Below are 21,718 nucleotides of genomic sequence, written 5' to 3'. Positions count from 1 at the left end.
GCCATGGGGACCATCTGCAGGAATTCAGATTTGGCTGTCGAAATCAAAACCGTCACCGATATTCATCAAATCGGACAGGCCCAGTGGGACAAGTGTGCCGGGTTTGACAACCCGTTTGTCAGCTTTGCCTTCCTGTCCGCCATGGAAGACAGCGGATCAACCACCGCCGAAACCGGCTGGCAACCATTTCACCTTGTGGCAGAAGATGAGACTGGTGATGTCATCGGTATCGTGCCGCTTTATGTCAAAGGCCATTCTTACGGCGAATATGTTTTCGACTGGTCATGGGCAGAGGCCTATGAACGTGCCGGTGGGCGCTATTACCCCAAACTGCAATCGGCTGTGCCATTTTCCCCGGTGCCGGGCCCGCGGCTGCTTGTCACCAAGGATCACCCAGATCCTGACAGCGTGCGCAACGCCTTAATCAGCGGCATGACGATATTGCCGGAAAAGCTTGGAATGGCGACCCTGCATGTCACGTTTTGCAGCGGCGATGAAAGCCAGTTGATGGAACAGGCAGGCTTTCTGGCGCGCACGGGCATGCAGTATCACTGGCGCAATCGCGACTATCAGAATTTCGATGATTTTCTGGGGGCACTTAATTCGCGCAAACGCAAAAATCTGCGCAAGGAACGCAAGCAGGTTCTGGCGGCCGGATACAATTTCAAGGCACTACGTGGGGATGATTTGAAATCCGACCATTGGGACCGGTTTTATCATTTCTATCGCGACACATCTGACCGCAAATGGGGCCAGGCTTATCTGACGCGCGACTTCTTTGATCTGCTGCATGACCGTATGCGTGATCGCACGGTTCTTGTATGTGCGTTCAATGACGGTGAAATGGTGGCCGGTGCTCTTAACTTGATCGGGTCTGAAACCCTTTATGGCCGCAACTGGGGCACGATCGACCGTACGCCGCTTCTGCATTTCGAAACCTGTTACTATCAGGCCATTGATATCGCGATTGAGCATGGCCTTAAAACCGTCGAGGCCGGGGCACAGGGCGAACATAAGATCCAGCGCGGCTATGAACCGGTAATAACCCATTCCGCCCATCTGATCGCCGATCCGGGACTGAAACGCGCGGTCGCGCAATTTTTGACCCAGGAGCGCAATCACATCAGTCAAGACCGCGATTACATCCTTTCCGAACACAGCCCTTATCGCAAGGAACCATCAGGGCCGTAACCCAGCCTGGATACCCCAAACAAAAAAGGCGCGGGAAATTCCCGCGCCTTTTGGATTGATATGTCTTAGGCGTCAGACGGTCCGGACGTCATTCAGGAAGCCGTTGACGTGACTGCGAAGTTCGTCATTGGCGGCCGCCAATCGCCCGACACTGTCAAGCTGGCCACTGGAAAGGTCACCACTTTCGGTGGTTGCACTGGCAACGCTTTTAACAGCATTGGTGATGGCAACGTTACCGTTTGCAGCCCCTTCGACACTGCGCGAGATTTCCTCGGTTGCAGCGCCCTGCTCTTCCACCGCACTGGCGACAACCGACATCAGTTCATCAATCTTGTTGATGGTGTCGGCAAAGCCACGCACAGCCTCGGCGGCAGCGCCGGTTTCGCTTTGCATCTCGGCAATCTTGGCCGTGATCTGTTCGGTTGCCTTCACCGTCTGGGATGCAAGGTTTTTGACTTCACCGGCAACCACGGCAAAGCCTTTGCCGGCTTCGCCCGCGCGGGCGGACTCAATGGTTGCGTTCAAGGCCAACAGGTTGGTCTGATCGGCGATGTCACTGATCAGATTGACCACCTCGCCAACGCTTTGTGCCGCTTCATTGAGTTTTTCAACACGCTCGTTGGTGCGTTCTGTCTGACCGACCGCTTCCTGCGTGATTTCGGTCACTCGGGCAATCTGCGAGGAAATCTCGGAGATAGATGCCGACAACTGAGCGGTTGCCGATGCCACGGTTTCGATATTGGTCGAGGATTCTTGCGCCTGTTCGGCCACGTCCTGCGCATCCTGGTTGGCGCGTTGGGCGTGTGATGTCAGCGTTTCGGATGCGGAACGGACATCATCAAGGGCGGCGTTCACCGCATGCAGAACATCCTGGATTTTTTCGTCAAAGCCCTTGGTAAGAGTTCCCATGCGCTGGCTACGTTCAACCTGACGCTGGGCCTCGACTTTTTCCTGTTCGGCCATGCGGGCACGTTCCCGTGCGTTTTCCCGGAAGACTTCAAGCGACTTGGCCATGGCGCCTACTTCATCGGCACGTTTCATATCAAGCGTTTCGATATCAAGGTTACCAGCAGCCAGTTTACCCATCGCATCGGTCATTTTACGGATTGGCGTTGCAATCATCCGCGACAAAGTGCCACCGAACAAGACCGCCATAATGATCAGGAGAATAACGCCAACACCAAGCGTAACCTGGAAGATCTGCATGGCTTGCGCGACTTCAGCCTCAACATCCAGAGTCATCTGATCGATGTTCTTTGCCAGTTCATTTGCAACCGTCGTGACCTGATCCGACAACTGGCGCGGCTCGCCCGATGCTTCAATCGCACGCGCATGGTTAACCGTCAGATAGTGGCGCATCAGTTGTGCTTGTTGCGCTGCAATTTCTTCCCAACGGTCGATAGCACCGTCCATTTCTTCAATCAAGGCAGCGATCTCTGGGCTGATTGAAGCATATGTCTTGAGCACATCCGTGCGAATGTCGATCTCTTCGCGCGCTTTTTCATACCCGGCCAAGCCAGCACGGTCGCCGGTCGTCAGGAAGTAGATAAGCTCCTGGCGTGCGATAAGATAGGAGCGGTCAAGGTCGCGATAGTCGCGTTCGAATTTCGAGAGATAATCGCGCTGATCATTGGCGGTGCTGACCTGCATGGTCGAAAAAACACCTGCGCCAGCCACCATCAAGATTACGGCGATCATAATGGCAAAGCAGCTCATCAGCTTTGCCGGGATAGAGAGGTTCTCAAAGAATTTCATTGTATTTCTCCCTACAGACCACGGCGACGCGCGAGTTCATTGAGATTAACCTCAACGGTCACGGCCCCGATCGGCTGACGATCTGCGTTGCTCATGGTCATGTTGAGCTGGGCAAGCCAAGCGTCAGAACCCTCGTTATATTCGGCCTCGTCGATAAACACAGCGTCGGGACCATTCGGATAGGTATTCTGAAACTTCGCTTCATCACCCTGCCAGAAATCGGACGTGATTGAGCTTTGCCCGACATTCAGGCCAACGGCGTCCATCACAAAGATTTCGGCAAACATACCACCGGAGCGTGCCTGGACTTGTGTCAGATAGCTCGACAGCGGATTGGTTAGAATTGCTGCAACCAACGGCTGATCTTCTGCTTCGCGTTCGGCGCGCCACTGAAGGTCTGCCGCATCAATCTGTTCTTGTGTCATGTCCTTGCGCAGCTTGTTCTGCGAACTGATGGACAATTCAACAACCGGATTTGCCAACCATTCCCGAATGTTTCTAATCACTTCATCCGTGATCAGTGCATTGGGGTCCCCCGGCAACTCTGCCTTGGCAAAAGCAGCATGTGGCAGAACAAAAACTGTCGCTGCGAGCATACCGGCCAAAGCCACACCACTTTTGAATCTCATTCGCCCTACTCCCCAGTCTATGCCAATGGCACATCACTACTATCTATTGGTATAGATACTTATACAAAAGGTAAATATCGAACACAACCTTTTTTAGAATCTATGGTGATGTGGAACCGCACGAGAGGAGCTTCCACACATGCTATATGTGAATTGCACGCGCAGAAACAACACTGCGACCTACGATACATATGGGAAGAGGGGCGCCAGAGACCGGGCAAGAAAAAAGCGGCGGTAAAAACCGCCGCTGAGTTTGGTTGGGACACGAGCAAACTGCAGAAGATTACGTTGTTCCAGGCGCGAAACGCGCCCCTGCAAAGAACAACTGTCCATACTGACATAAGCAGGATGCGTGCCAACTTTATAACCCCCTCAAAAAACCGTGGTTTTTCGGGAAATTCCGGTCGCCATCCCACATGACTGAAATACATTACCTGATAATCTTTGCATTTCAAAATGCAAAGATTGCAAAATGCAAATTAATAAGTTTGCATTTTGCAAAAATACACTGGAGAGAATTAGAGCTGCATAATTTTCAGCAAGCTTATACACGTACTTAGCGCGTTTTTTTCTTCGTCCGACTATTGAAGTTCAGAAGCGCTGGCGCCTTCTCGATGATTTCCTCGAGAATGGATTTCGCGATCTCAAGGTCGTCCTTTGCAGAGTCGTCTAGCTGACTGATATAGCGCGGATCGGAGATCATCCGCTCTGCCTCATAAAGGGTCCTGAGCTCACTTTGGAACATCTCGCGCGCACCAAGCGGCAGGTTTTCCTTTGCACTCATGACAAAGAAGAATTTCAGGCTCGTCTTGATGACAATCCTGAGCATAACGACCTGAAGCTTGTGAAACTGTTTTTCCAGTTCTTCTTTTTTGGGATGAGATTCGAGCTTGTTCATCCGCTCCATAATCACCAGAGACAACGCCTTGAAGTTGTCGACTTCTTCACGAAACGGTCGATAACCGGTGACGTCGGACTTGTCGGCGTTCTTTTCAAGCGTATTGGCCAGCGCGATCAACTTTCGCGCACGCAGCTCAAGTCTGGATAGGAACTCCTCGACTTCGTTCCGAAATTTTCGTTGTGCAGCCTGGCTCATGATATTCTGGCGTTCTTTATATGATTATGCCCGGGGAACGATATCCCCGGGCACCAATCTATACTGCCAATCATTAACAACAACCTGAAAACCGAAAAAGGTCCATTTTAACTGGCCATTTCCGGATCTTTTTTCTGTTGTTTTTCGCCATTCTCATCTTCCGGATAACGGAAGGTGACAGCATCGTCTTCGATATCGACCAGCACAGCCCCACCCTTCGAAAGCTTGCCAAACAGCAACTCTTCGGCGAGCGGCTTTTTAACGTGCTCCTGAATTACGCGGCCCAACGGACGCGCCCCGAAGGCCGCATCGTAGCCGCGCTCGGCCATCCATGCCCGTGCTGCTTCGGTCAGTTCGATCGAAACATTGCGGTCCGCCAGCTGTGCTTCAAGCTGCAGGATGAACTTGTCGACAACCATCTTGACGACTTCCGGCTGCAGGTTGGCGAACGGAATAACCGCATCCAGACGGTTACGGAATTCCGGCGAGAAGGTACGCTTGATTGCCTCTTCGTCTTCGCCAATGCGCATTTCACGTTTGAAGCCGATCGGCGGCTTGGCCATGTCGGATGCACCGGCATTGGTCGTCATGACCAGCACGACATTACGGAAATCGACCGTCTTGCCGTTGTTATCAGTCAGTTTGCCATGATCCATGACCTGCAGGAGAATATTGAACAGGTCCGGATGAGCCTTCTCGATCTCGTCAAGCAACACAACCGCATGCGGATGCTGATCAACGGCATCGGTCAGAAGACCACCCTGGTCAAACCCGACATAACCCGGAGGCGCACCAATCAGGCGTGATACGCTGTGGCGCTCCATATATTCGGACATGTCAAAGCGGATGAACTCGATCCCCATGACAGTTGCCAACTGCTTGGTAACCTCGGTCTTACCAACGCCGGTCGGGCCCGAGAACAGATAACTGCCAATCGGTTTTTCCGGCTCACGCAGACCTGCTCGGGCCAGCTTGATCGCACTGGCAACCGCTTCGATTGCCTTGTCCTGACCAAACACAACCGTTTTCAGGTCACGCTCAAGATTTGCCAGCGCCTTGCGGTCATCGGTCGAAACCGATTTTGGTGGGATGCGGGCGATCTTGGCGACGATTTCCTCGACATCACGTTTGCTCACCGTACGTTTGCGTTTGCTGGGTGCGACCAGCATGCGCGATGCGCCAACCTCGTCAATCACGTCAATTGCACTATCAGGCCGCTTGCGATCACTGATGTAGCGCGATGCCAGCTCAACCGCCGAACGCAGGGCTTCGTTGGTGTATTTGACCTGATGGTGCTCCTCGTAATAGGGCTTGAGACCCTTGAGGATTTTGACGGTATCGGCTTCTGACGGTTCCTCTACATCGATTTTCTGGAAACGACGCACAAGGGCACGGTCCTTTTCAAAGTGCCCGCGGAATTCCTTGTAGGTGGTTGAGCCGATGCAACGCAACGACCCGCTTGCCAGTGCCGGTTTCAGCAGGTTGGACGCATCCATTGCCCCGCCCGACGTCGCACCAGCACCAATCACAGTGTGGATTTCGTCAATGAACAGAACAGCACCTTCGTACTCTTCAAGTTCCTTGACCACCGCCTTCAGGCGTTCTTCGAAATCCCCGCGATAGCGCGTACCGGCCAGAAGTGCGCCCATATCAAGAGCAAAGATCGTCGCGTTTTCGAGAACCTCTGGCACATCGCCATCATTGATACGGCGTGCCAGCCCTTCGGCGATGGCGGTTTTACCAACGCCGGGATCACCGACATAAAGCGGGTTGTTCTTGGTACGACGACACAGAACCTGAATGGTGCGGTCAATCTCGTTCTGACGACCGATCAGCGGATCGATCTTGCCACTCTGCGCCTTGACATTGAGGTTCACACAATAGGCTTTAAGCGCCTCGCCCTCGGCCGGGCCGCTTTCGTCGCTTTCTGGCGACATGCCTGCAACCGGCTCTTCATCGGCACCGCGCGGGATGCGGCGCTCATTTAGCTCGGTCGCCTTGGCGATACCGTGTGAAATGTAGTTTACCGCGTCAAGACGCGTCATATCCTGGAGTTGCAGATAGTAAACCGCATGCGATTCCCGTTCAGAGAACAGGGCAACAAGCACGTTGGCACCGGTCACTTCCTCGCGGCCAGAAGACTGGACGTGGATCGCGGCGCGCTGGATCACGCGCTGGAAACCGGCGGTCGGTTTGGGGTCCACCAGACGCGCACTGATCAGGCCGGAAAGCTCGCTATCAGCGAATTCAAGCAGATCGGAGCGCAGCCGATCAATATCAACCCGGCAGGCCTTCAGCACTGCCAGCGCATCCTGATCTTCGGTCAGCGACAACAGAAGATGTTCAAGAGTGGCATATTCATGCCTGCGCTCCGACGCATATGCGAGCGCACGGTGCAGGCTTTCCTCAAGATTGCGCGATAGCATATGTCACTCCTTCTCTAAGGTACACTGCAGCGGATGCTGGTTCTGGCGGGCCAGGTCCATGACCTGGTTTACTTTGGTCTCTGCGATTTCGTAGGTGAATACACCGCACACTCCAACACCCTTGCGGTGCACCTGAAGCATGATCTCGGTGGCTTCTTCACGTCCCTTTTCAAAAAACCGTTCCAGTACGTGAACGACGAACTCCATCGGAGTATAGTCGTCATTCAGCAACAGCACCTTGTACATGGACGGCTTTTTGGTCTTGGGCCGTGTCTTTGTTACGATCCCCGTGTTCGGCAGATCAGTGCCGTCATTATCCTGTTCAGTCATCGTCTACTTACCGGAACCCTTATTTCCTGCATGATCTCCATGATAGGTCATTGCCAAACTCTTTCAAAGTCCGCTACGCGGTTCTCACTAGGAATTTATTGTGCATCCGAGTTTCGTTCGTTGTCCATCTTCGATTCATTTAGGCTGCGAATAACGCACTGCAAGATCAGGCGACAAACTTCGTGATTATTGTCACTCCAAAATTATCCGGGACGCGAAAAGACACATAAAAAAACGGGCATGGCTAAAAGCCATACCCGCTCGGGACTGGAAGGTGCTGGGATGTCCAACATGCATCCATTGCCTCATTTCAGCGCAACATTCGTTGCCTTGCTAATCGCATTCAGGCCGTCCGAAAAGGCAGAAAACATCAGTTCCTGCATCTTTTCACCTTCGGCCAAACCGCTTTCATAGCAGCGATTGACGATGCGCGAATGCAGCTCCTGAAGGTCTGCAAGGCTTTCAACCTTGGTCAACTCATCAAGATCATCCTGCGATGCTTCAAATTCTTTTTGCATCCAGCTCGAAAGCTCGGTGCCAATGCCACCGGTCTTTTCAAACATCGCCATGGTTGCCTGCCAAACTTCCTCGAAACTTTTCTTCTGGGTATCAAGCAGCTCTTCATACTGAGCAGCAACCCGCGACCCGGCACCGGAAAAAACATCGGCCTGACCGGTCATGGTTTCAAAGATTTTGCCGAATGCCTCATTGGCAGCAGAAACACTTTCTTCGAATGCCTCATTGCCAGCGGTGACCATTGCTTCGACCTCTGGCGTCTTCCAAAGTTCGAAATAGGGCTCCATGCCCGTTCCGTCGATGAACAACGCACCAAAGCCAAAAACGTCGCCCTGCTTTGGTTCTGCCTTAGGTTTGGCATCAACCGGCTTTGCGGTCGCGGTCGACTTGTTTGGGGTTGGGGTCGGCGTTGCCGCAGGCTTGGAAACAGCAGACTCAGCTGCCACGGTTGCCGGTGCAGCCGATTTCTCAGACATCGCGGGTGCCGCGGCCTTCGGCGCAGGCGCAGATTTCGATGCCGTACTTGCCGGGGCAGCAGCAGCCTTTTTCGGCGCAGACTTGGCAACGGTTTTCTTTTTCGGGGCGGCGGAAGCGGCAGACTTGCTGGTTGCCGTAGTTTTGGGTTTCGTGCTCACAGTATTGGCCTTTTCGCTTTTGGTGGGGGATTTGGGCGCTGTCGACTTGTTTGCTGGCGACGTCACCTCGCCAGCAGGTCGCGCGGCCCCGGAAGTCGCAACGGAAGGTTTCGTGGCAGTTTCAGCCTGCTTTGATGCCTGCGCAGATGGCAAAGATATCTCAGCCTTCGCAGGTTTCGGGGACTCTGCATTTTTTTCGGAAGCATCGCCCGGCGCAGCATCTTTGACCGGCGTTTTGGCAGCAGATGCATCACCCTTCGCAGCCGTCGCAGACAAAGCAGCCTGACCTGCAGCTTTGGTCGACGCACCGTCACTCGGCGTCTTGGCAGTATCGGGCGATGGTGAAGGCGATGCCTTTTGCGCTTCCGCCGACGGCTGCTGAGCTGCGGCTTCTATCTCGGAAGATGTCATTACCTTGCGCTTGGCAGGCGCAGACTGCGCTGCCGACGGGACTGAAGCTGCTACAGTTTTGGGTGACGACGCGGAAGCCTGCTTGGTTGCAGTTTTCCCGGCTAGTTTCTTTTTGGAATCCGCCATTGCCTCAACCTCCTGATCACCGGAATATCTATCCGGATCAATGTTGCATTGCAACATAACCCTAGATGGAATTACCCGGTCACGTCAAGTACAGTTTAGTGACAAAAACGCCATATTTCCCGGCACGCCTCCTTCGGAAAACGCCGGAATTCCAAGAATTTTTTAAAACAGCAACTTGATCAAGGCATTAGTCCACAGTTTTGCTGCGTTGCAATAAATTCAGCAGACCGGGCAATAACATGAACACGTCACGCCATAGCCCGGTTGCAACATTTTGGAACCCTAGCGAAGCATATTTCCGCGCACGGTTCTGTAAAACTCACCGGAGTCGCTGTTCTGGACATGATGCATCTGTGCCGCCGATTGTGATCGTGCGTTTTCAGCGGCAGGCGGCTCAGGAAGGTCTTTTTCAACCGATGAAAGGTTTGCCAGCACTTCCGGGAACTTAAGGGCACGCAAATCATCCACACCGGATGCCCAGGTACCCAGCGTGATGCCACCCGACGAGCATCCAATGGCGACCCAGTAAAAATCATCGGAATACAGACGCAGACCATCACGGTTTTGCGTTCCGAAACCTTCGGCCTGCAGCGCATCGGTGATGGCAAGATAAGAATCGCGGTCAATACGATCAACGGCCTCTTCGCCCCCAAATGCACCAAGCGGTGCATTGACCTCGACATTGATTTCCTTGACCTGTATCGGCCCGAACACGCGGGTGGTCAGATTGAATTCCTCAAACCCGGGATACGGCGTTAATTCAAAGACGCGGACTTCCTTGTAATACTCGGCATTATAAATGATCCGAATTTGCCCTTCTGCATCGCCTGCTGCACAAGCCTGACGAAGATCATCGGCATTAAGATAAGAAAACCATGATGCCTTGCGGACAAGCGGATTACTGACGTCACTGGTTTGGGTAAAGGTACAACCGGCAAGGCCTGCAATCACCAGTGCGGCGAGACCTGCTTTGGCCCAGCTGGCGCTGCGGGTCCCCGTATCGGTGTGAACTGGAGCCGTCTTTTCTGACATTCGATCCTCGATTTTTTGCTAATCTGGAGATATAAAATACAGTCTTGCGAATAAAAATGGCCATCTCAAGGCCCGAATGACGACCACCGAAATTCGACGTTCTTAAACATTTGTTTAAGGCTGTGATGCGACAGTGAACTTATTTAGTTCTTGGGGAAACCTCAAAGCCGAGCCCGATATAATGCGTTTAATGACCCTTTCCGGGCCAACTGCAATGGCCAAAGCTCTGTCCGTGACGCGCTCGCTGAGCATGCGTGGCGCTGTTGCTGTGCTTTTGTGTCTGGTTGCGACTATTTCTTTCACTGTTCTCTCGCCGTCCGCTGCGCAGGCGCGGACTTACACGGCGATGATTATTGACGGCGACACTGGCGAAACGCTTCATGAATATCGGGCGGATCACAAGGTCTATCCGGCGTCGCTGACCAAAATAATGACCCTTTACATGGTCTTTGACGCGCTGGAACACGGCAAGGTATCGCTTTCGACTCGGATGAAGGTTTCCAAACGCGCCTGGGGCCAAGCCCCCTCCAAACTTGGTCTTCAGCCGGGCGAAACCATTTCCGTCAAGGATGCTATTTTGGCGCTGGTTACCAAATCGGCCAACGATATTGCGGTTGTTGTCGCCGAACATCTTGGTGGCACCGAAATCAAGTTTGCCCAAATGATGACTTCTGAGGCACGACGCCTTGGCATGTCACGCACCACGTTTCGCAATGCATCCGGCCTGCCCAACCGCGGGCAGATGACCACCGCACGCGACATGATCAAACTGGCTGTGGCGCTGCGCAAGAATTACGGCAGCTACTATCATTACTTCGCGACCCAGAAGTTCCGCTTTGGCAACCGCACTTATGGCAACCACAACAACCTTCTGGCGTCCTATTATGGTACCGACGGGATCAAGACCGGCTATATCAACGCATCGGGCTTCAACCTTGTCGCCTCGGTCAATCGTAATGGCAAACGCCTGATTGGCGTCGTGTTTGGGGGTCGTACGGCCCGCACCCGCGATGACCAGATGAAAAAGCTTCTTGATCAGGCCTATATGAAGCTGACCAAGGACGGTGAAATTGTTGTTCCACGTCCGCGCATCAGCCCGGAAGACAAAATCCTGCCGGCGGATGCCCAGTTGCTGATTGCCAAGCGCAGCACGCTTCGCGAAGCAGAACAGCCGGGTCGCATTGATACCCAAACCGTTGTGACCCGCCTGAAGCCGGAAACCGGTGCAGGATGGGGCATTCAGGTTGGCGCATTTAGCGACCAGCGCCGGGCACAGGAAGCGGTCCTTGCCGCGGCACGTACCGCCCCGGACGTTCTGCGCCTGACCCGCGCTGCGGTCGAGCAGCAAGCCAGTGGTACCGGTGTTGTCTATCGCGCCCGTCTGCTGGGCTTTGATGGCGAGAACGAAGCACGCGCTGCCTGTGACGCGCTCAAGCGTGAAAACGTGGCGTGCATCCCGGTCAATGCGGGTGACGCTGGCTAACAACCAAATTGCACAGAGATACAAAAAGGGCCCGTCAGATTTTCTGACGGGCCTTTTTCATTTTGTCTTCGTTCGACGTCTTAATTAATGACCGCCACCCGGGGCGAAGAAGTCATCCGAAGACAGACCGCTTTTGACCAGTTGATCGGTCACCTGCCCCTTCAAACGTGCCAACCCGGCATCATCGGCGGCCTCACAACGGGCCACGATGGCAGGCTGGGTGTTGGATGCACGCAGCAACCACCAGCCATCATCGGTGCTGACACGGACACCATCAATGCCGCTGACCTCTGCACCGGCTTCAGCCAGGCGAGCACGGACTTCTTCAATCAGTGCGAACTTGCGGTCATCCGGGCAGTCGATACGGGTTTCCGGTGTATTGACCGCAACCGGCATGGCGGCCCGCCATTCGGCAAGGCTTTTGCCGCTTTGAACCAGAATGCGGTACAGGCGCACGGCGGCATAAGTCGCATCGTCATAGCCGTAATAGCGTTCGGCAAAGAAGATATGGCCGCTCATTTCACCGGCGATCGGTGCCTTTTCCTCGATCATCTTGGTTTTGATCAGGGAATGACCGGTCTTCCACATGATGGCCTTGCCACCAATCCGGTTGACCTCGTCAAACAGGGTCTGGCTGGCCTTGACATCGGCAATGATCGCAGCGCCTGGCTGACGCTGCAAAACGTCTGCGGCATAGATCTGCAGCAGCTGATCGCCCCAAAGGACGTTGCCCTTGCCATCAATCACGCCAATCCGGTCACCGTCGCCGTCGAAGGCAACACCCCAGTCGGCATTGTGTTTGGCAACGGCCGCCTTGAGGTCAACCAAGTTGGCCTCAACCGTCGGATCGGGATGATGGTTGGGGAAATTACCATCGATGTCATCAAACAACAGATGATGCGTACCGGGCAGTTTGGCCGTCAGTTTACGCACCACATCACCGGCAGAACCATTGCCGCAATCCCAGACAATCGTCATCGGATTGGGAACATCGCAGTCAAGTTCGGCGACAAGGCGTTCGACAAAGCGATCCTCGATTTCGATGTCGCTTGCCGTACCCTGCCCGGTTTCGAAATCACCGCTGGCGGCAATTTTGCCCAGTTGCTGAATGGCATCACCAAACACCGACTTGCCAGCATTAAGCATCTTGAAGCCGTTATAATTCGACGGGTTATGCGAACCGGTGACCATGATGCCGGCATCGGTTTTTTGATCATAAACCGTGAAATACAGCATCGGGGTCGGCCCGCGACCAATGCGCAACACGTCACAACCGGTCGACAGAATGCCTTCGGCCAATGCCGCCGCCAGTTCTGGCGAGCTCAGACGACCATCGCGCCCCAAGGCGACCCGCTTTCCGCCAGATCTGCGCACCATGGTGCCGAAGGCTTTCCCTAGCGCATTGGCGTCTGCCGCATGCAGGGTTTCGCCAACAACGCCACGCACGTCATATTCGCGCAAAACGGAGCTATCAAACTTGTGTCCGGCGGAATTCGTCATGATTAGGATTTGCCTCCGATAGATGCACGACCGACACAGGAATAGCTGAAACCGTTCTCAGCCATCTCGTTCGGATCGTAAACGTTACGCAGATCAACGACGATCGGGTGCTTCAGCGCGTCCTTGATACGATCAAGGTCCATACCGCGGAATTCGTTCCACTCGGTCAGAACCACCATTGCATCGGCGCCTTCGACCGTATCGTAAGCGTTGTCGCAATATGAAATGCCATCGAGAAGCTTCTTGGCCTCTTCCATGGCTTCGGGGTCATAGGCCTTGACACTCGCCCCTGCCGCGATCAGGGCAGGAACGATATCAAGGCTTGGTGCATCGCGCATGTCATCGGTATTGGGTTTGAAAGCCAGACCGAGAATACCGATGGTCTTGCCCGCAACAGAACCACCGCATGCCGCGATCACGCGATCTGCCATCGCCTTTTTACGCTTGGCGTTGACATCAACCACCGTCTCGATGATGCGAAGCGGGCTGTTATATTCCTGCGCGGTGCGCACGAGTGCGATCGTATCTTTCGGGAAGCAGGACCCACCATAGCCCGGACCGGGATGCAGGAACTTCTTGCCAATACGGCCATCAAGGCCGATGCCGCGCGCGACATCATGGACATCCGCACCGACCTTTTCACAAAGATCGGCAATTTCGTTGATGAAGGTGATCTTGGCGGCCAGGAAAGTGTTGGCCGCATATTTGATCATTTCCGACGTTTCACGGGTGGTGAAGACAATCGGGGTTTCGATCAGATACAGCGGACGATACAGATCCGACAATACTTCGCGGGCGCGCTCATCACTGGTGCCTATGACGACGCGGTCCGGGCGCATGAAATCGCCAATCGCCGACCCTTCGCGCAGGAATTCCGGGTTCGAGACCACAGCAAATTCTGCATCCGGGCGCTTTTCACGAATGATGCGTTCGACCTCACGACCGGTTCCGACCGGGACGGTCGATTTGGTCACGATGACGGTAAAACCGTCCATGGCTTCGGCAATTTCTTCGGCCGCGGCATAAACGTAACTCAGGTCAGCATGCCCATCGCCGCGTCGGGTCGGTGTGCCCACAGCAATAAAGACAGCGTCCGCATCCTTGACCCCTTCCTTGAGGTCGGTGGTAAAGGTCAGGCGGCCTGCCTTGACGTTATTTTCGACCAGAACATCCAGACCGGGCTCGTAGATTGGCATGATACCGTCTTCGAGACGGGCAATTTTTTCGACATCCTTGTCGACACAAACAACGTCCGTACCGAACTCGGAAAAACAGGCTCCGGAGACAAGTCCAACATATCCGGTCCCGATCATAGCTACGCGCATGGAGGTTTTATCCTGGTAAGTAAATCCCGACCGGAACAGATCACATCGCTATTCCGGTCGGACATTGTTGACATGAATGGTTATTGTGCCGCTTCGCCTTCGGCGAACTCGTGAATAAGCTGGCGAACATCGTCGCGCATATCTTCACGGGCCAGGGCAAATGACATGGTGGCTTTCAAAAAGCCGATCTTGTTGCCGCAATCAAAACGACGGCCTTCAAAATTATAGCCATAGAACGGCACCTTGCCGATCATTGCGGCCAACGCATCGGTCAGTTGGATTTCATTACCAGCGCCGCGCGGAATATTTTCAAGCACCTCGAAAATGCCGGGATCAAGGATGTAACGCCCGATGGCGGACAAGGTCGACGGTGCTTCTTCGGGTTTTGGTTTTTCAACCATGCCGCATGCACTGACAAGGCGGCCATTGGTGCCTTCGATTTCAAGCACACCATAACGGTGAACTTCCTCGCGCGGGACATCCATCACGGCGACCATGTTGCCACCCGTACGGCCATAACTGTCGACCATCTGCTTCATGCACGGGACTTTTGACTGGATAAGGTCATCGGCCAGCAGCACGACAAACGGCTCGTCACCGACCAGCGACTTGGCGCACAGAACAGCATGCCCGAGGCCAAGCGGGTTGCCCTGACGGGTATAGGTCACACGACCGTTTTCCGGGATCATTTCAAGCGCTTTGGACAGTGCTTCTTCCTTGCCGCGCTCGGTCAGGATCGCCTCCAGTTCGGCAGAGCGATCAAAATGGTCCTCAATCGCGGTTTTGCCGCGACCGGTCACAAAAATGAATTCTTCGATGCCGGCCGCAATGGCTTCTTCGACAGCGTATTGAATAAGCGGCTTGTCAACGACCGGCAGCATTTCTTTTGGCATAGCCTTGGTGGCGGGCAAAAAACGGGTTCCCATGCCTGCGACCGGAAAAACTGCCTTCTTGATTCTTTTTGACATTCAATACTTTCCTTTTTCAACCGCTGCACGCCAGTCCGTATTGGAATTGCCCGCATATATGCTTCTGCCACAATTCGAGAACACGGATCAAGCAAGCGCACGTATTATTGACGCTAATCTTTACATAGCCGTAACAAAAGGCTTCGCGCGGCATTGATCTTTGAGGCCAGATAGTCCGATCCGCCATGATCCGGGTGGACCGCCTTGATCTGCTTTTTATAGGCCCGGTTGATTTCCTCACGGGTGGCATTATCCGCCACACCCAGGATTTCTCGGGCCTCTTTCGCCGTCATGCCTGACGCACTTGAACTCCTTTTGCCACCTTGGCCTTGCTCGTTATGGTTGCGGTCGCTTCCTCCGTTTTGTGCTCCGTCTTCGCCGTGATCTTTCTGGCGCCAGCTTTGCCATCCCGCACAATCAGGACGGCGTTCAAGATAGGCTTCCAGAACCGCCCGGCTTTGGTCGGTTGCACTGCAACAGTCAACATAAAGCGACTGCAGGTCGTCAAGTCCCAAGCTGTCAAGATCGGCCCCGGCAAAGGGACCGCTGACAACGCCACCGCGCATTTGCCCGGTTTCAAGATCAAGCACCATATGCAGAAATTCGGTGCGAATTTCCGAACTTGATCCCGCACCGGATGTGCGGTTGCCAAAACTGCCCGGCTGGGCGCGTTTTCGGGACGCTGCAAAGATCCTGCGAAAGATTGGCCACAGAAATCCAAGCTTCATCATCCGAAACAAAAACGGCACAGTCGCCGCCAAAGCAGCACCCATCGCGGCAATCTTGCCTGTGAGCAACAACCAGCCCGCAAGCATGATCAACACCAAGATGATCAGAAATAAGACAATTTTACGGATTTCTTTGGGCTCGGCCTCTGTCATCCACCGAATAAAGAAGCCAACCCCGATAAATGCTGCGATTCCGATCAAAAGCCACTGCATCAACGCGGCTTTCGCAATTGATGACCAAGCCTGAGCACTTCCTCGGACCCGGTTTTCTTTTGATAGATCGAAAGTCCGGACTGCCCGCCAACCGCATAGCTTGCCACTGCGCCCAGCAAATCACGGAGCTTACCCGCTGCACTGGCATCAAACTGCATGACGGCACCACCGGTTATCCGCGCAATTTCGCCAAAGGCAAATGCCGCTTCCCGGTCATGGCCTTCCTGAAACATGAATGCCTTTACCCCCTTAAGCGCCAGTTTTCCAGCAATCGGGGCCAGATGATCTGGGTTTTCCTCGATACAGTCGCCGACATAAATCAAGGCATCGATTTTTTTATCACCCGCTTCGCGTTCGACATGTGCCAGAACCCGTTCGATCTGTGTATGTCCGGCGCGACAAGTAACCTTGGTGATATAGTCGCGGAATGATTTTGCGTTGCGGCACCAGCCACTTGATTTGCATTCAGAAAGCCCGCGAAAGAACACAAGCTGCACATCAAGGGCGCCGACACCGTCGACCGCCTCAAACATTTCCGCCTGAATTTCAGCCGCGCTGTCCCAGCTTGGCTGGCGGCTGGCGGTTGCATCCATGGCAAAAATCAGTCGCCCCTGTGCCGACCCGGATGATGGTGCATGCACCGCCATCTGCCGCGCCTTACCCAGGAAGTCTGCCACTTCATTGGCGTCGGATGTCTCTGGAATGATGTCTTTGCGCGTCAAGGAGACCTGCCTGCTTCATATTCCGGTTGAACAATTTGTCATCCAACAAGATATAGGCCGGATGCAGTCAGATCGGCAACTCCTCGCCGTCGGCCGGTTTGAAGCCGATCACTTCCAGAAGCGATCTGACTTCCTGACGGGCGGCCATGTGCGACATGCTCATCGGGATACCGACACCCTTTTCACGCAGATCCAGCAGCGTCAGACCTTTGAGGAAAAGTTCGCGGTAAATCACACGTTCGCCAAATCCCGGCGCCTGACGGAAGCGGATGCGATCGGCCAACTTGTCAACGATTTCGGCAATGTCGCGTTTGTTACGCGCATCAAGATGCGAAAGACGGTTGCGCATGACGATCCAGTCAATCGTGCCGCCATCAATAGCCGCCCGACGCTTGCGCGCATCCCAGACCATCTCGGCATAGATGCTGGGCCCCTTGATATCAAGGCTGTCCGGGTCAATCCGCGCCAGCATGTCAAGGTCGATAAAGCTGTCATTGATCGGGGTAATCAGCGTATCGGCACAGGCATGGGCCAGACGCGACAGGTAATTGTCACTGCCCGGGCAATCCATGACGATGAAGTTGCAGCCGATCACCATTTCACCAAGTGCGGTCGTAAAGCGTTCGCGCTCGTCCAGCTTGGCTTGGTTGGCGTCCGGTAACTCACTGCGATAAATCGGCCGATGATCGGGCACCGGAAGCTTAAGGCCCTTGCGGTCGTTAAAGGCGTTCCGGTTTTCGACATAACGTGTCAGCGTCCCCTGACGGGCATCGATATCAAGCGATCCGACCTTGAACCCCATCTTCATCAGCGAAACGATCAGATGCATCGCCGTTGTCGATTTGCCTGACCCGCCCTTTTCATTGCCGATCACGATTACATGGGCGCGATTGGACGGCGGTTGTTTGTCCGTTGCCGTCTGCTGGCCCGCGCTGTCCCCGTTCGCGCCGGTCTGTTGCACCGTCATGATAAAATGCTCCGTATCTTCAGGCTTTTTGACTTTGTCCCCAAGGCCAACCTCCCCAATGAGCCCGTTTGCACCCAAAAATCAAGGTAAAAGAGATCACGTTAACAGGCATCGGTTGACTGCCCCCTAGCCAATCTAGATGCACAAAGGTAAAGATAAGGGTAGCGCAATACAAAAATGCGCCTGAAAACATATAGAAAGGACGCAATGTGAGGTATCGGGCGGCTTTGATCGGCGGCATGTTTGCAAGCCTTCTGGTGGCAACACCACAGATGGCCGTCGCACAGCAAACCGGCGGGTTCGAACAAATCCCGCAAGACCAGAGCCCGGTTGTCTTTGCCTCGGACGTCGAGGGTCAGAACAGCTTCCTGCGTCAGTATCGCGATAACAGTACGGTCTTTGTTGGCCGCTGGTATGCGCCTCGCTCAGTAAGCGAATCCCCTGCCGCTGCAAGCGATCTGTACCTTGAAACGGTCTATACGACCTCCGCCCCCGGCTTTCGGTTTAGCACCGCCATGGCGTCCGAGCAGTTGCTTGATATGTTTGACGCGCTTCGCGGCCGCACCAGCCTGAATGGTGCAAGCTTCGTGCAGGAAACCCGATACGGCCCGATTGCATTGTCTCCCTTTACACGCAACGGGTCGCAATGCGTTTCCTTTGTCGGACAATGGGATCCGCAAACACCGGCCCAACGAGGCAGTCGCCTGCTGGGCTATTACTGCACCCCGACACAGGTTCAGGCCACAAGTAGCAGCAGTGCGCCACTCAGTGGTCTGCCAATGATTGATGCCCAGGAATTCGCCGCCGGTTTCTTTGGCCGATTGAATATTGAGCTCGCGGAAAATTCGGCAATTGCCGCCACTGTTGTCGCACCGGCAGATGAAACCCCGCTTCAGCAGCCTGAAGGCGAAACCACCCCGCCGCCGATTGATGGCATTGATATCATCACCAACTGGCAATCGGTGCGCGGAACCGGCACGCTGCGCTTTGATCAGCCATCGGGCGAAGGGACAATGATCCTTGATGATGACCAACGTCATTGCGAAGGCATCTGGCGCCACGAAGGCGGTGCCTATCAAAGTGATACGCTTCCGTTCGGAAGTTGGTATGTCTATTGTAACGACAGCAGCTTTGCGCGCGGTATTTACACCAGCGAATCCCCGGCTGTTGTCACCGGTAATGGCAAGGACAACCAAGGACAGGCTGTCTATTTCCGGCAAGCAAACTAACCCCACCACCCTAACCAAGATACACGTGATCATGACTGCAGATATCCAAACCATCGTCATCGGGGCCGGCGTTGTCGGCCTGGCCTGTGCCCGTTCACTTGCGCGAACCGGCCGTGAAGTCCTGATCATTGAACAGCATGATGCGATTGGCACCGAGACCAGCGCACGCAACAGCGAAGTCATTCATGCCGGAATTTATTACCCGAAAGGCAGCCTGAAGGCCGAGCTTTGCGTCACCGGGCGCGAGATGCTGTATCGTTATTGCGAAGAAAACGGCATCGAACACAAACGCACCGGCAAACTGATTGTTGCCACAGCCGAAGACCAAATGGCCGCACTGGCCGGGATCAAGGACAAGGCATATGAAAACGGTGTCACCGACCTTGTCTGGCTGTCCCGCGAAGAAGCCCTTGAACGCGAACCAGCCCTTCATTGTGTCGGCGCCCTAGAAAGCCCGTCCACCGGTATTGTCGACAGCCACCAGTTGATGGTCACCCTGCTGGGTGAGGCGGAAAACAACGGCGCAACACTTGCGATCAACACCAAGGTCACGGCCGTCAGTTTCGAAAACGGGCTTTATAGCGTCTGCACCACCGATGCCGACGGCGAAGAAATGAGCCTGACCTGTGCTGAACTGATCGTTGCCGGTGGCCTGCACAGCCAGACACTGGGCCGCAACTTTACCGGCCTGCCACAGGCATCTATCCCGCCGCAGCATTATGCGCGTGGTTGTTATTTCACGCTATCGGGCAAGGCACCGTTTTCCACCCTGATCTATCCGGCCCCCGAACAGGCAGGCCTTGGCATTCACCTGACCCTTGATATGGGCGGACAGGCGCGCTTTGGCCCGGACGTGACATGGGTTGATGCACCAAACTATGACGTCCCCGAAGAACGTAGGACCGCCTTTGCCGAAGCCATCCGCAAATACTATCCCGACCTTGATGAAAGTGCGCTTCAGACCGGTTATGCCGGGGTGCGCCCAAAAATTCAGGCCCCGGGTGAAGCGGCGCGTGACTTCATGATTGCTGATGAAAAACAGCACGGGCTTAATGGTCTTGTAATGCTCTATGGTATTGAATCACCGGGTCTTACTGCATCCCTTGCAATTGGCAGCCGGGTGACCGAGTTGATTACACAGCAAGGCGCAATGAAGGCAGCATCATAAGATCGCCCATATCATCAGCGATGGATAAAGGCATGGCCAAGCAACCTTACAGCACGTCAGGGCGGACCCGAAAACCGGCGCAAAATGCGTCTGGCGGAAAAGCCGCGCCCAAGTCCATCTCGCGGCGACATTTCCTTGGCACCAGTGCGACGGGGCTTGGCGGGGCGTTGCTGGCAGGTACACCACTTGGTGCCGTTGCACAGCAGCTTGAACCTTTTATCCCCGCCCCCAATAGCCTGACCGAGGGTCTCCCCGGCCTGACCGACACCGGCAAGCCCGAAAAAGACTTCGTCGAGGAAATGCGCGATTATGTTATCGCGATCAGTCGGTGGGCAAAAAGCTATCGCAGTGACTTTTCGATCATTGCGATGAATGGCCTGGAACTGACCGAGTTTCTTGAAAAAACGCTGTTTGCCACACGTGGCGTTGCGGAACCGGCCAGAAACTATCTGCGGGCGCTGGATGGCATTTTGGTCGAAGCCCCATTTTACGGCTTCGAGAAATACGGCGAAGCCACCAATGCCGAAGAAACCAAATACATCCTCGGTTATCTGGAACGGCTTAAACTTGAAGGCCTCCAATATCTTGCGGTCGATTACACCGAAAATCGATCCGACATGGACAAGGCGCGCGCTCAGCTTCGGGGGCTGGATGCACTTTATTACGCGGCCCCACCGCCGGGCATGCAGCTTTCATCCCTGGCAAAGGTTCCAAGCACCCCTTTCGGGGCAAACCCGCATGTGATCGACAATATCCGCGAGGCAAAGAACTTTGCCCTGGTGCTTGATAGTTCGCCCTATGGCACCAAGGACGCCTATGTCGATGCGCTGGTTGCAACCAACTATGACACGTTGATCATTGATCCGTTCCATCGCGGGACCATTCCGCTGACCTATGATGATATGAAGCGGCTTCGTTACAAGAAGACCGGGACACCACGGAGCCTGATTTCGTATCTCAATATCGCGACGGCCGAGACATATCGTTATTACTGGCAAAGCGGATGGCGTGCCGGAAGTCCCGATTTCATCAGTGAAGGCAACCTGATGGCACGTTGGGGGCAGGAAAACCACGTGCATTACTGGTCACGCGAATGGCAAAGCATCATCTTTGGCAGCGAAAACAGCTATCTCGGCAACATCATGAAGCTTGGCTTTGACGGTGTTCTGATGGCGGGTATTGATGAATATTCCTGGTGGCTTGACTACTAGGCCGCGCAGACATTTCGCATTCCATCATCACAAACATATGACCTGAACCTGTGCGTG

The 21,718-nt window shown here is 54.4% G+C and carries 18 protein-coding genes; 5 read left to right on the top strand and 13 right to left on the bottom strand.

Annotated elements, in window-relative coordinates; translation table 11 throughout:
• Positions 1 to 30: 30 nt before the first annotated feature.
• Positions 31 to 1,191, top strand: coding sequence for a GNAT family N-acetyltransferase (locus FHI25_RS16225; RefSeq protein ID WP_210519550.1), 1,161 nt, complete (start codon positions 31 to 33; stop codon positions 1,189 to 1,191).
• Positions 1,192 to 1,263: 72 nt separating this feature from the next.
• Here FHI25_RS16225 and FHI25_RS16220 read toward each other — a convergent pair whose 3' ends face one another.
• The 7 genes from FHI25_RS16220 to FHI25_RS16190 form a co-directional block, all read right to left on the bottom strand.
• Positions 1,264 to 2,946, bottom strand: a complete 1,683-nt coding sequence (locus FHI25_RS16220) for a methyl-accepting chemotaxis protein (protein WP_210519548.1) — start codon at positions 2,944 to 2,946, stop codon at positions 1,264 to 1,266.
• A gap of 11 nt (positions 2,947 to 2,957) precedes the next feature.
• Positions 2,958 to 3,575, bottom strand: coding sequence for a hypothetical protein (locus FHI25_RS16215; RefSeq protein ID WP_210519546.1), 618 nt, complete (start codon positions 3,573 to 3,575; stop codon positions 2,958 to 2,960).
• A gap of 556 nt (positions 3,576 to 4,131) precedes the next feature.
• Positions 4,132 to 4,671, bottom strand: a complete 540-nt coding sequence (locus FHI25_RS16210) for a hypothetical protein (RefSeq protein WP_210519545.1) — start codon at positions 4,669 to 4,671, stop codon at positions 4,132 to 4,134.
• Positions 4,672 to 4,778: 107 nt separating this feature from the next.
• Positions 4,779 to 7,097 carry an ATP-dependent Clp protease ATP-binding subunit ClpA gene (gene clpA / locus FHI25_RS16205; protein WP_210519543.1) on the bottom strand — a complete coding sequence of 773 codons (2,319 nt, stop codon included), beginning with the start codon at positions 7,095 to 7,097 and terminating at the stop codon, positions 4,779 to 4,781.
• Positions 7,098 to 7,100: 3 nt separating this feature from the next.
• Positions 7,101 to 7,427 (bottom strand): ATP-dependent Clp protease adapter ClpS, encoded by a 327-nt coding sequence (gene clpS / locus FHI25_RS16200; protein ID WP_008890601.1) that lies wholly within the window; start codon positions 7,425 to 7,427, stop codon positions 7,101 to 7,103.
• Positions 7,428 to 7,732: 305 nt separating this feature from the next.
• Positions 7,733 to 8,989, bottom strand: coding sequence for a phasin family protein (locus FHI25_RS16195; RefSeq protein WP_210519541.1), 1,257 nt, complete (start codon positions 8,987 to 8,989; stop codon positions 7,733 to 7,735).
• 408 nt (positions 8,990 to 9,397) lie between these two features.
• Positions 9,398 to 10,147 carry a hypothetical protein gene (locus tag FHI25_RS16190; protein ID WP_210519539.1) on the bottom strand — a complete coding sequence of 250 codons (750 nt, stop codon included), beginning with the start codon at positions 10,145 to 10,147 and terminating at the stop codon, positions 9,398 to 9,400.
• A 214-nt stretch (positions 10,148 to 10,361) separates the two neighbouring features.
• Between FHI25_RS16190 and FHI25_RS16185 the strand changes: the two genes are divergently transcribed.
• Positions 10,362 to 11,630 (top strand): D-alanyl-D-alanine carboxypeptidase, encoded by a 1,269-nt coding sequence (locus FHI25_RS16185; RefSeq protein WP_210519537.1) that lies wholly within the window; start codon positions 10,362 to 10,364, stop codon positions 11,628 to 11,630.
• Positions 11,631 to 11,714: 84 nt separating this feature from the next.
• Here the strand turns inward: FHI25_RS16185 and FHI25_RS16180 are convergent, their stop codons facing one another.
• The 6 genes from FHI25_RS16180 to FHI25_RS16155 all read right to left on the bottom strand — a co-directional run bounded on the left by FHI25_RS16180 (position 11,715) and on the right by FHI25_RS16155 (position 18,053).
• Complete coding sequence (locus FHI25_RS16180) at positions 11,715 to 13,130, bottom strand: phosphoglucomutase/phosphomannomutase PgmG (protein ID WP_210519535.1); 1,416 nt, start codon at positions 13,128 to 13,130, stop codon at positions 11,715 to 11,717.
• 2 nt (positions 13,131 to 13,132) lie between these two features.
• A complete protein-coding gene (locus tag FHI25_RS16175) occupies positions 13,133 to 14,455 on the bottom strand; it encodes a UDP-glucose/GDP-mannose dehydrogenase family protein (protein ID WP_210519534.1) in 1,323 nt (440 codons plus the stop codon).
• Positions 14,456 to 14,535: 80 nt separating this feature from the next.
• Positions 14,536 to 15,423, bottom strand: coding sequence for a UTP--glucose-1-phosphate uridylyltransferase GalU (gene galU / locus FHI25_RS16170; RefSeq protein WP_210519532.1), 888 nt, complete (start codon positions 15,421 to 15,423; stop codon positions 14,536 to 14,538).
• A 113-nt stretch (positions 15,424 to 15,536) separates the two neighbouring features.
• On the bottom strand, positions 15,537 to 16,364 hold the full coding sequence (locus FHI25_RS16165) for a DnaJ domain-containing protein (RefSeq protein WP_120226235.1): 828 nt from the start codon (positions 16,362 to 16,364) through the stop codon (positions 15,537 to 15,539).
• The gene (locus tag FHI25_RS16160; protein WP_210519530.1) at positions 16,364 to 17,086 is read right to left on the bottom strand and encodes a VWA domain-containing protein; all 723 of its coding nucleotides are present in this window, start codon (positions 17,084 to 17,086) and stop codon (positions 16,364 to 16,366) included. The genes FHI25_RS16165 and FHI25_RS16160 overlap by 1 nt, the downstream gene beginning before the upstream one ends.
• A 67-nt stretch (positions 17,087 to 17,153) precedes the next feature.
• The gene (locus FHI25_RS16155; protein ID WP_008890591.1) at positions 17,154 to 18,053 is read right to left on the bottom strand and encodes a division plane positioning ATPase MipZ; all 900 of its coding nucleotides are present in this window, start codon (positions 18,051 to 18,053) and stop codon (positions 17,154 to 17,156) included.
• A 239-nt stretch (positions 18,054 to 18,292) separates the two neighbouring features.
• On the opposite strand from FHI25_RS16155, the gene FHI25_RS16150 reads away from it, so the two are divergent.
• The 3 genes from FHI25_RS16150 to FHI25_RS16140 are packed head-to-tail and all read left to right on the top strand — an operon-like array spanning position 18,293 to position 21,661.
• Positions 18,293 to 19,282: a hypothetical protein gene (locus tag FHI25_RS16150; RefSeq protein ID WP_246879152.1), complete on the top strand. Its 990-nt coding sequence runs from the start codon at positions 18,293 to 18,295 to the stop codon at positions 19,280 to 19,282.
• 31 nt (positions 19,283 to 19,313) lie between these two features.
• Positions 19,314 to 20,450, top strand: a complete 1,137-nt coding sequence (locus tag FHI25_RS16145; protein WP_210519528.1) for an NAD(P)/FAD-dependent oxidoreductase — start codon at positions 19,314 to 19,316, stop codon at positions 20,448 to 20,450.
• Between the two features lie 32 nt (positions 20,451 to 20,482).
• Positions 20,483 to 21,661, top strand: coding sequence for an endo alpha-1,4 polygalactosaminidase (locus FHI25_RS16140; RefSeq protein ID WP_210519526.1), 1,179 nt, complete (start codon positions 20,483 to 20,485; stop codon positions 21,659 to 21,661).
• Positions 21,662 to 21,718 lie beyond the last annotated feature (57 nt).

The sequence above is a fragment of the Thalassospira sp. ER-Se-21-Dark genome (assembly GCF_017922435.1).
Taxonomy (GTDB): domain Bacteria; phylum Pseudomonadota; class Alphaproteobacteria; order Rhodospirillales; family Thalassospiraceae; genus Thalassospira.
The sequence above is the reverse complement of the archived record's forward strand: the minus strand, read 5'-3'. Positions and strand labels throughout refer to the sequence as shown.

What these genes read in the sequence shown, in the direction of transcription:
- FHI25_RS16220 (WP_210519548.1), bottom strand. Translation starts at nt 2,946, where the DNA reads ATGAAATTCTTTGAGAACCTCTCTATCCCGGCAAAGCTGATGAGCTGC.
- FHI25_RS16215 (WP_210519546.1), bottom strand. Translation starts at nt 3,575, where the DNA reads ATGAGATTCAAAAGTGGTGTGGCTTTGGCCGGTATGCTCGCAGCGACA.
- FHI25_RS16210 (WP_210519545.1), bottom strand. Translation starts at nt 4,671, where the DNA reads ATGAGCCAGGCTGCACAACGAAAATTTCGGAACGAAGTCGAGGAGTTC.
- clpA (WP_210519543.1), bottom strand. Translation starts at nt 7,097, where the DNA reads ATGCTATCGCGCAATCTTGAGGAAAGCCTGCACCGTGCGCTCGCATAT.
- clpS (WP_008890601.1), bottom strand. Translation starts at nt 7,427, where the DNA reads ATGACTGAACAGGATAATGACGGCACTGATCTGCCGAACACGGGGATC.
- FHI25_RS16195 (WP_210519541.1), bottom strand. Translation starts at nt 8,989, where the DNA reads ATGACATCTTCCGAGATAGAAGCCGCAGCTCAGCAGCCGTCGGCGGAA.
- FHI25_RS16190 (WP_210519539.1), bottom strand. Translation starts at nt 10,147, where the DNA reads ATGTCAGAAAAGACGGCTCCAGTTCACACCGATACGGGGACCCGCAGC.
- FHI25_RS16185 (WP_210519537.1), top strand. Translation starts at nt 10,362, where the DNA reads ATGGCCAAAGCTCTGTCCGTGACGCGCTCGCTGAGCATGCGTGGCGCT.
- FHI25_RS16180 (WP_210519535.1), bottom strand. Translation starts at nt 13,130, where the DNA reads ATGACGAATTCCGCCGGACACAAGTTTGATAGCTCCGTTTTGCGCGAA.
- FHI25_RS16175 (WP_210519534.1), bottom strand. Translation starts at nt 14,455, where the DNA reads ATGCGCGTAGCTATGATCGGGACCGGATATGTTGGACTTGTCTCCGGA.
- galU (WP_210519532.1), bottom strand. Translation starts at nt 15,423, where the DNA reads ATGTCAAAAAGAATCAAGAAGGCAGTTTTTCCGGTCGCAGGCATGGGA.
- FHI25_RS16165 (WP_120226235.1), bottom strand. Translation starts at nt 16,364, where the DNA reads ATGCAGTGGCTTTTGATCGGAATCGCAGCATTTATCGGGGTTGGCTTC.
- FHI25_RS16155 (WP_008890591.1), bottom strand. Translation starts at nt 18,053, where the DNA reads ATGACGGTGCAACAGACCGGCGCGAACGGGGACAGCGCGGGCCAGCAG.
- FHI25_RS16150 (WP_246879152.1), top strand. Translation starts at nt 18,293, where the DNA reads ATGTTTGCAAGCCTTCTGGTGGCAACACCACAGATGGCCGTCGCACAG.
- FHI25_RS16145 (WP_210519528.1), top strand. Translation starts at nt 19,314, where the DNA reads ATGACTGCAGATATCCAAACCATCGTCATCGGGGCCGGCGTTGTCGGC.
- FHI25_RS16140 (WP_210519526.1), top strand. Translation starts at nt 20,483, where the DNA reads ATGGCCAAGCAACCTTACAGCACGTCAGGGCGGACCCGAAAACCGGCG.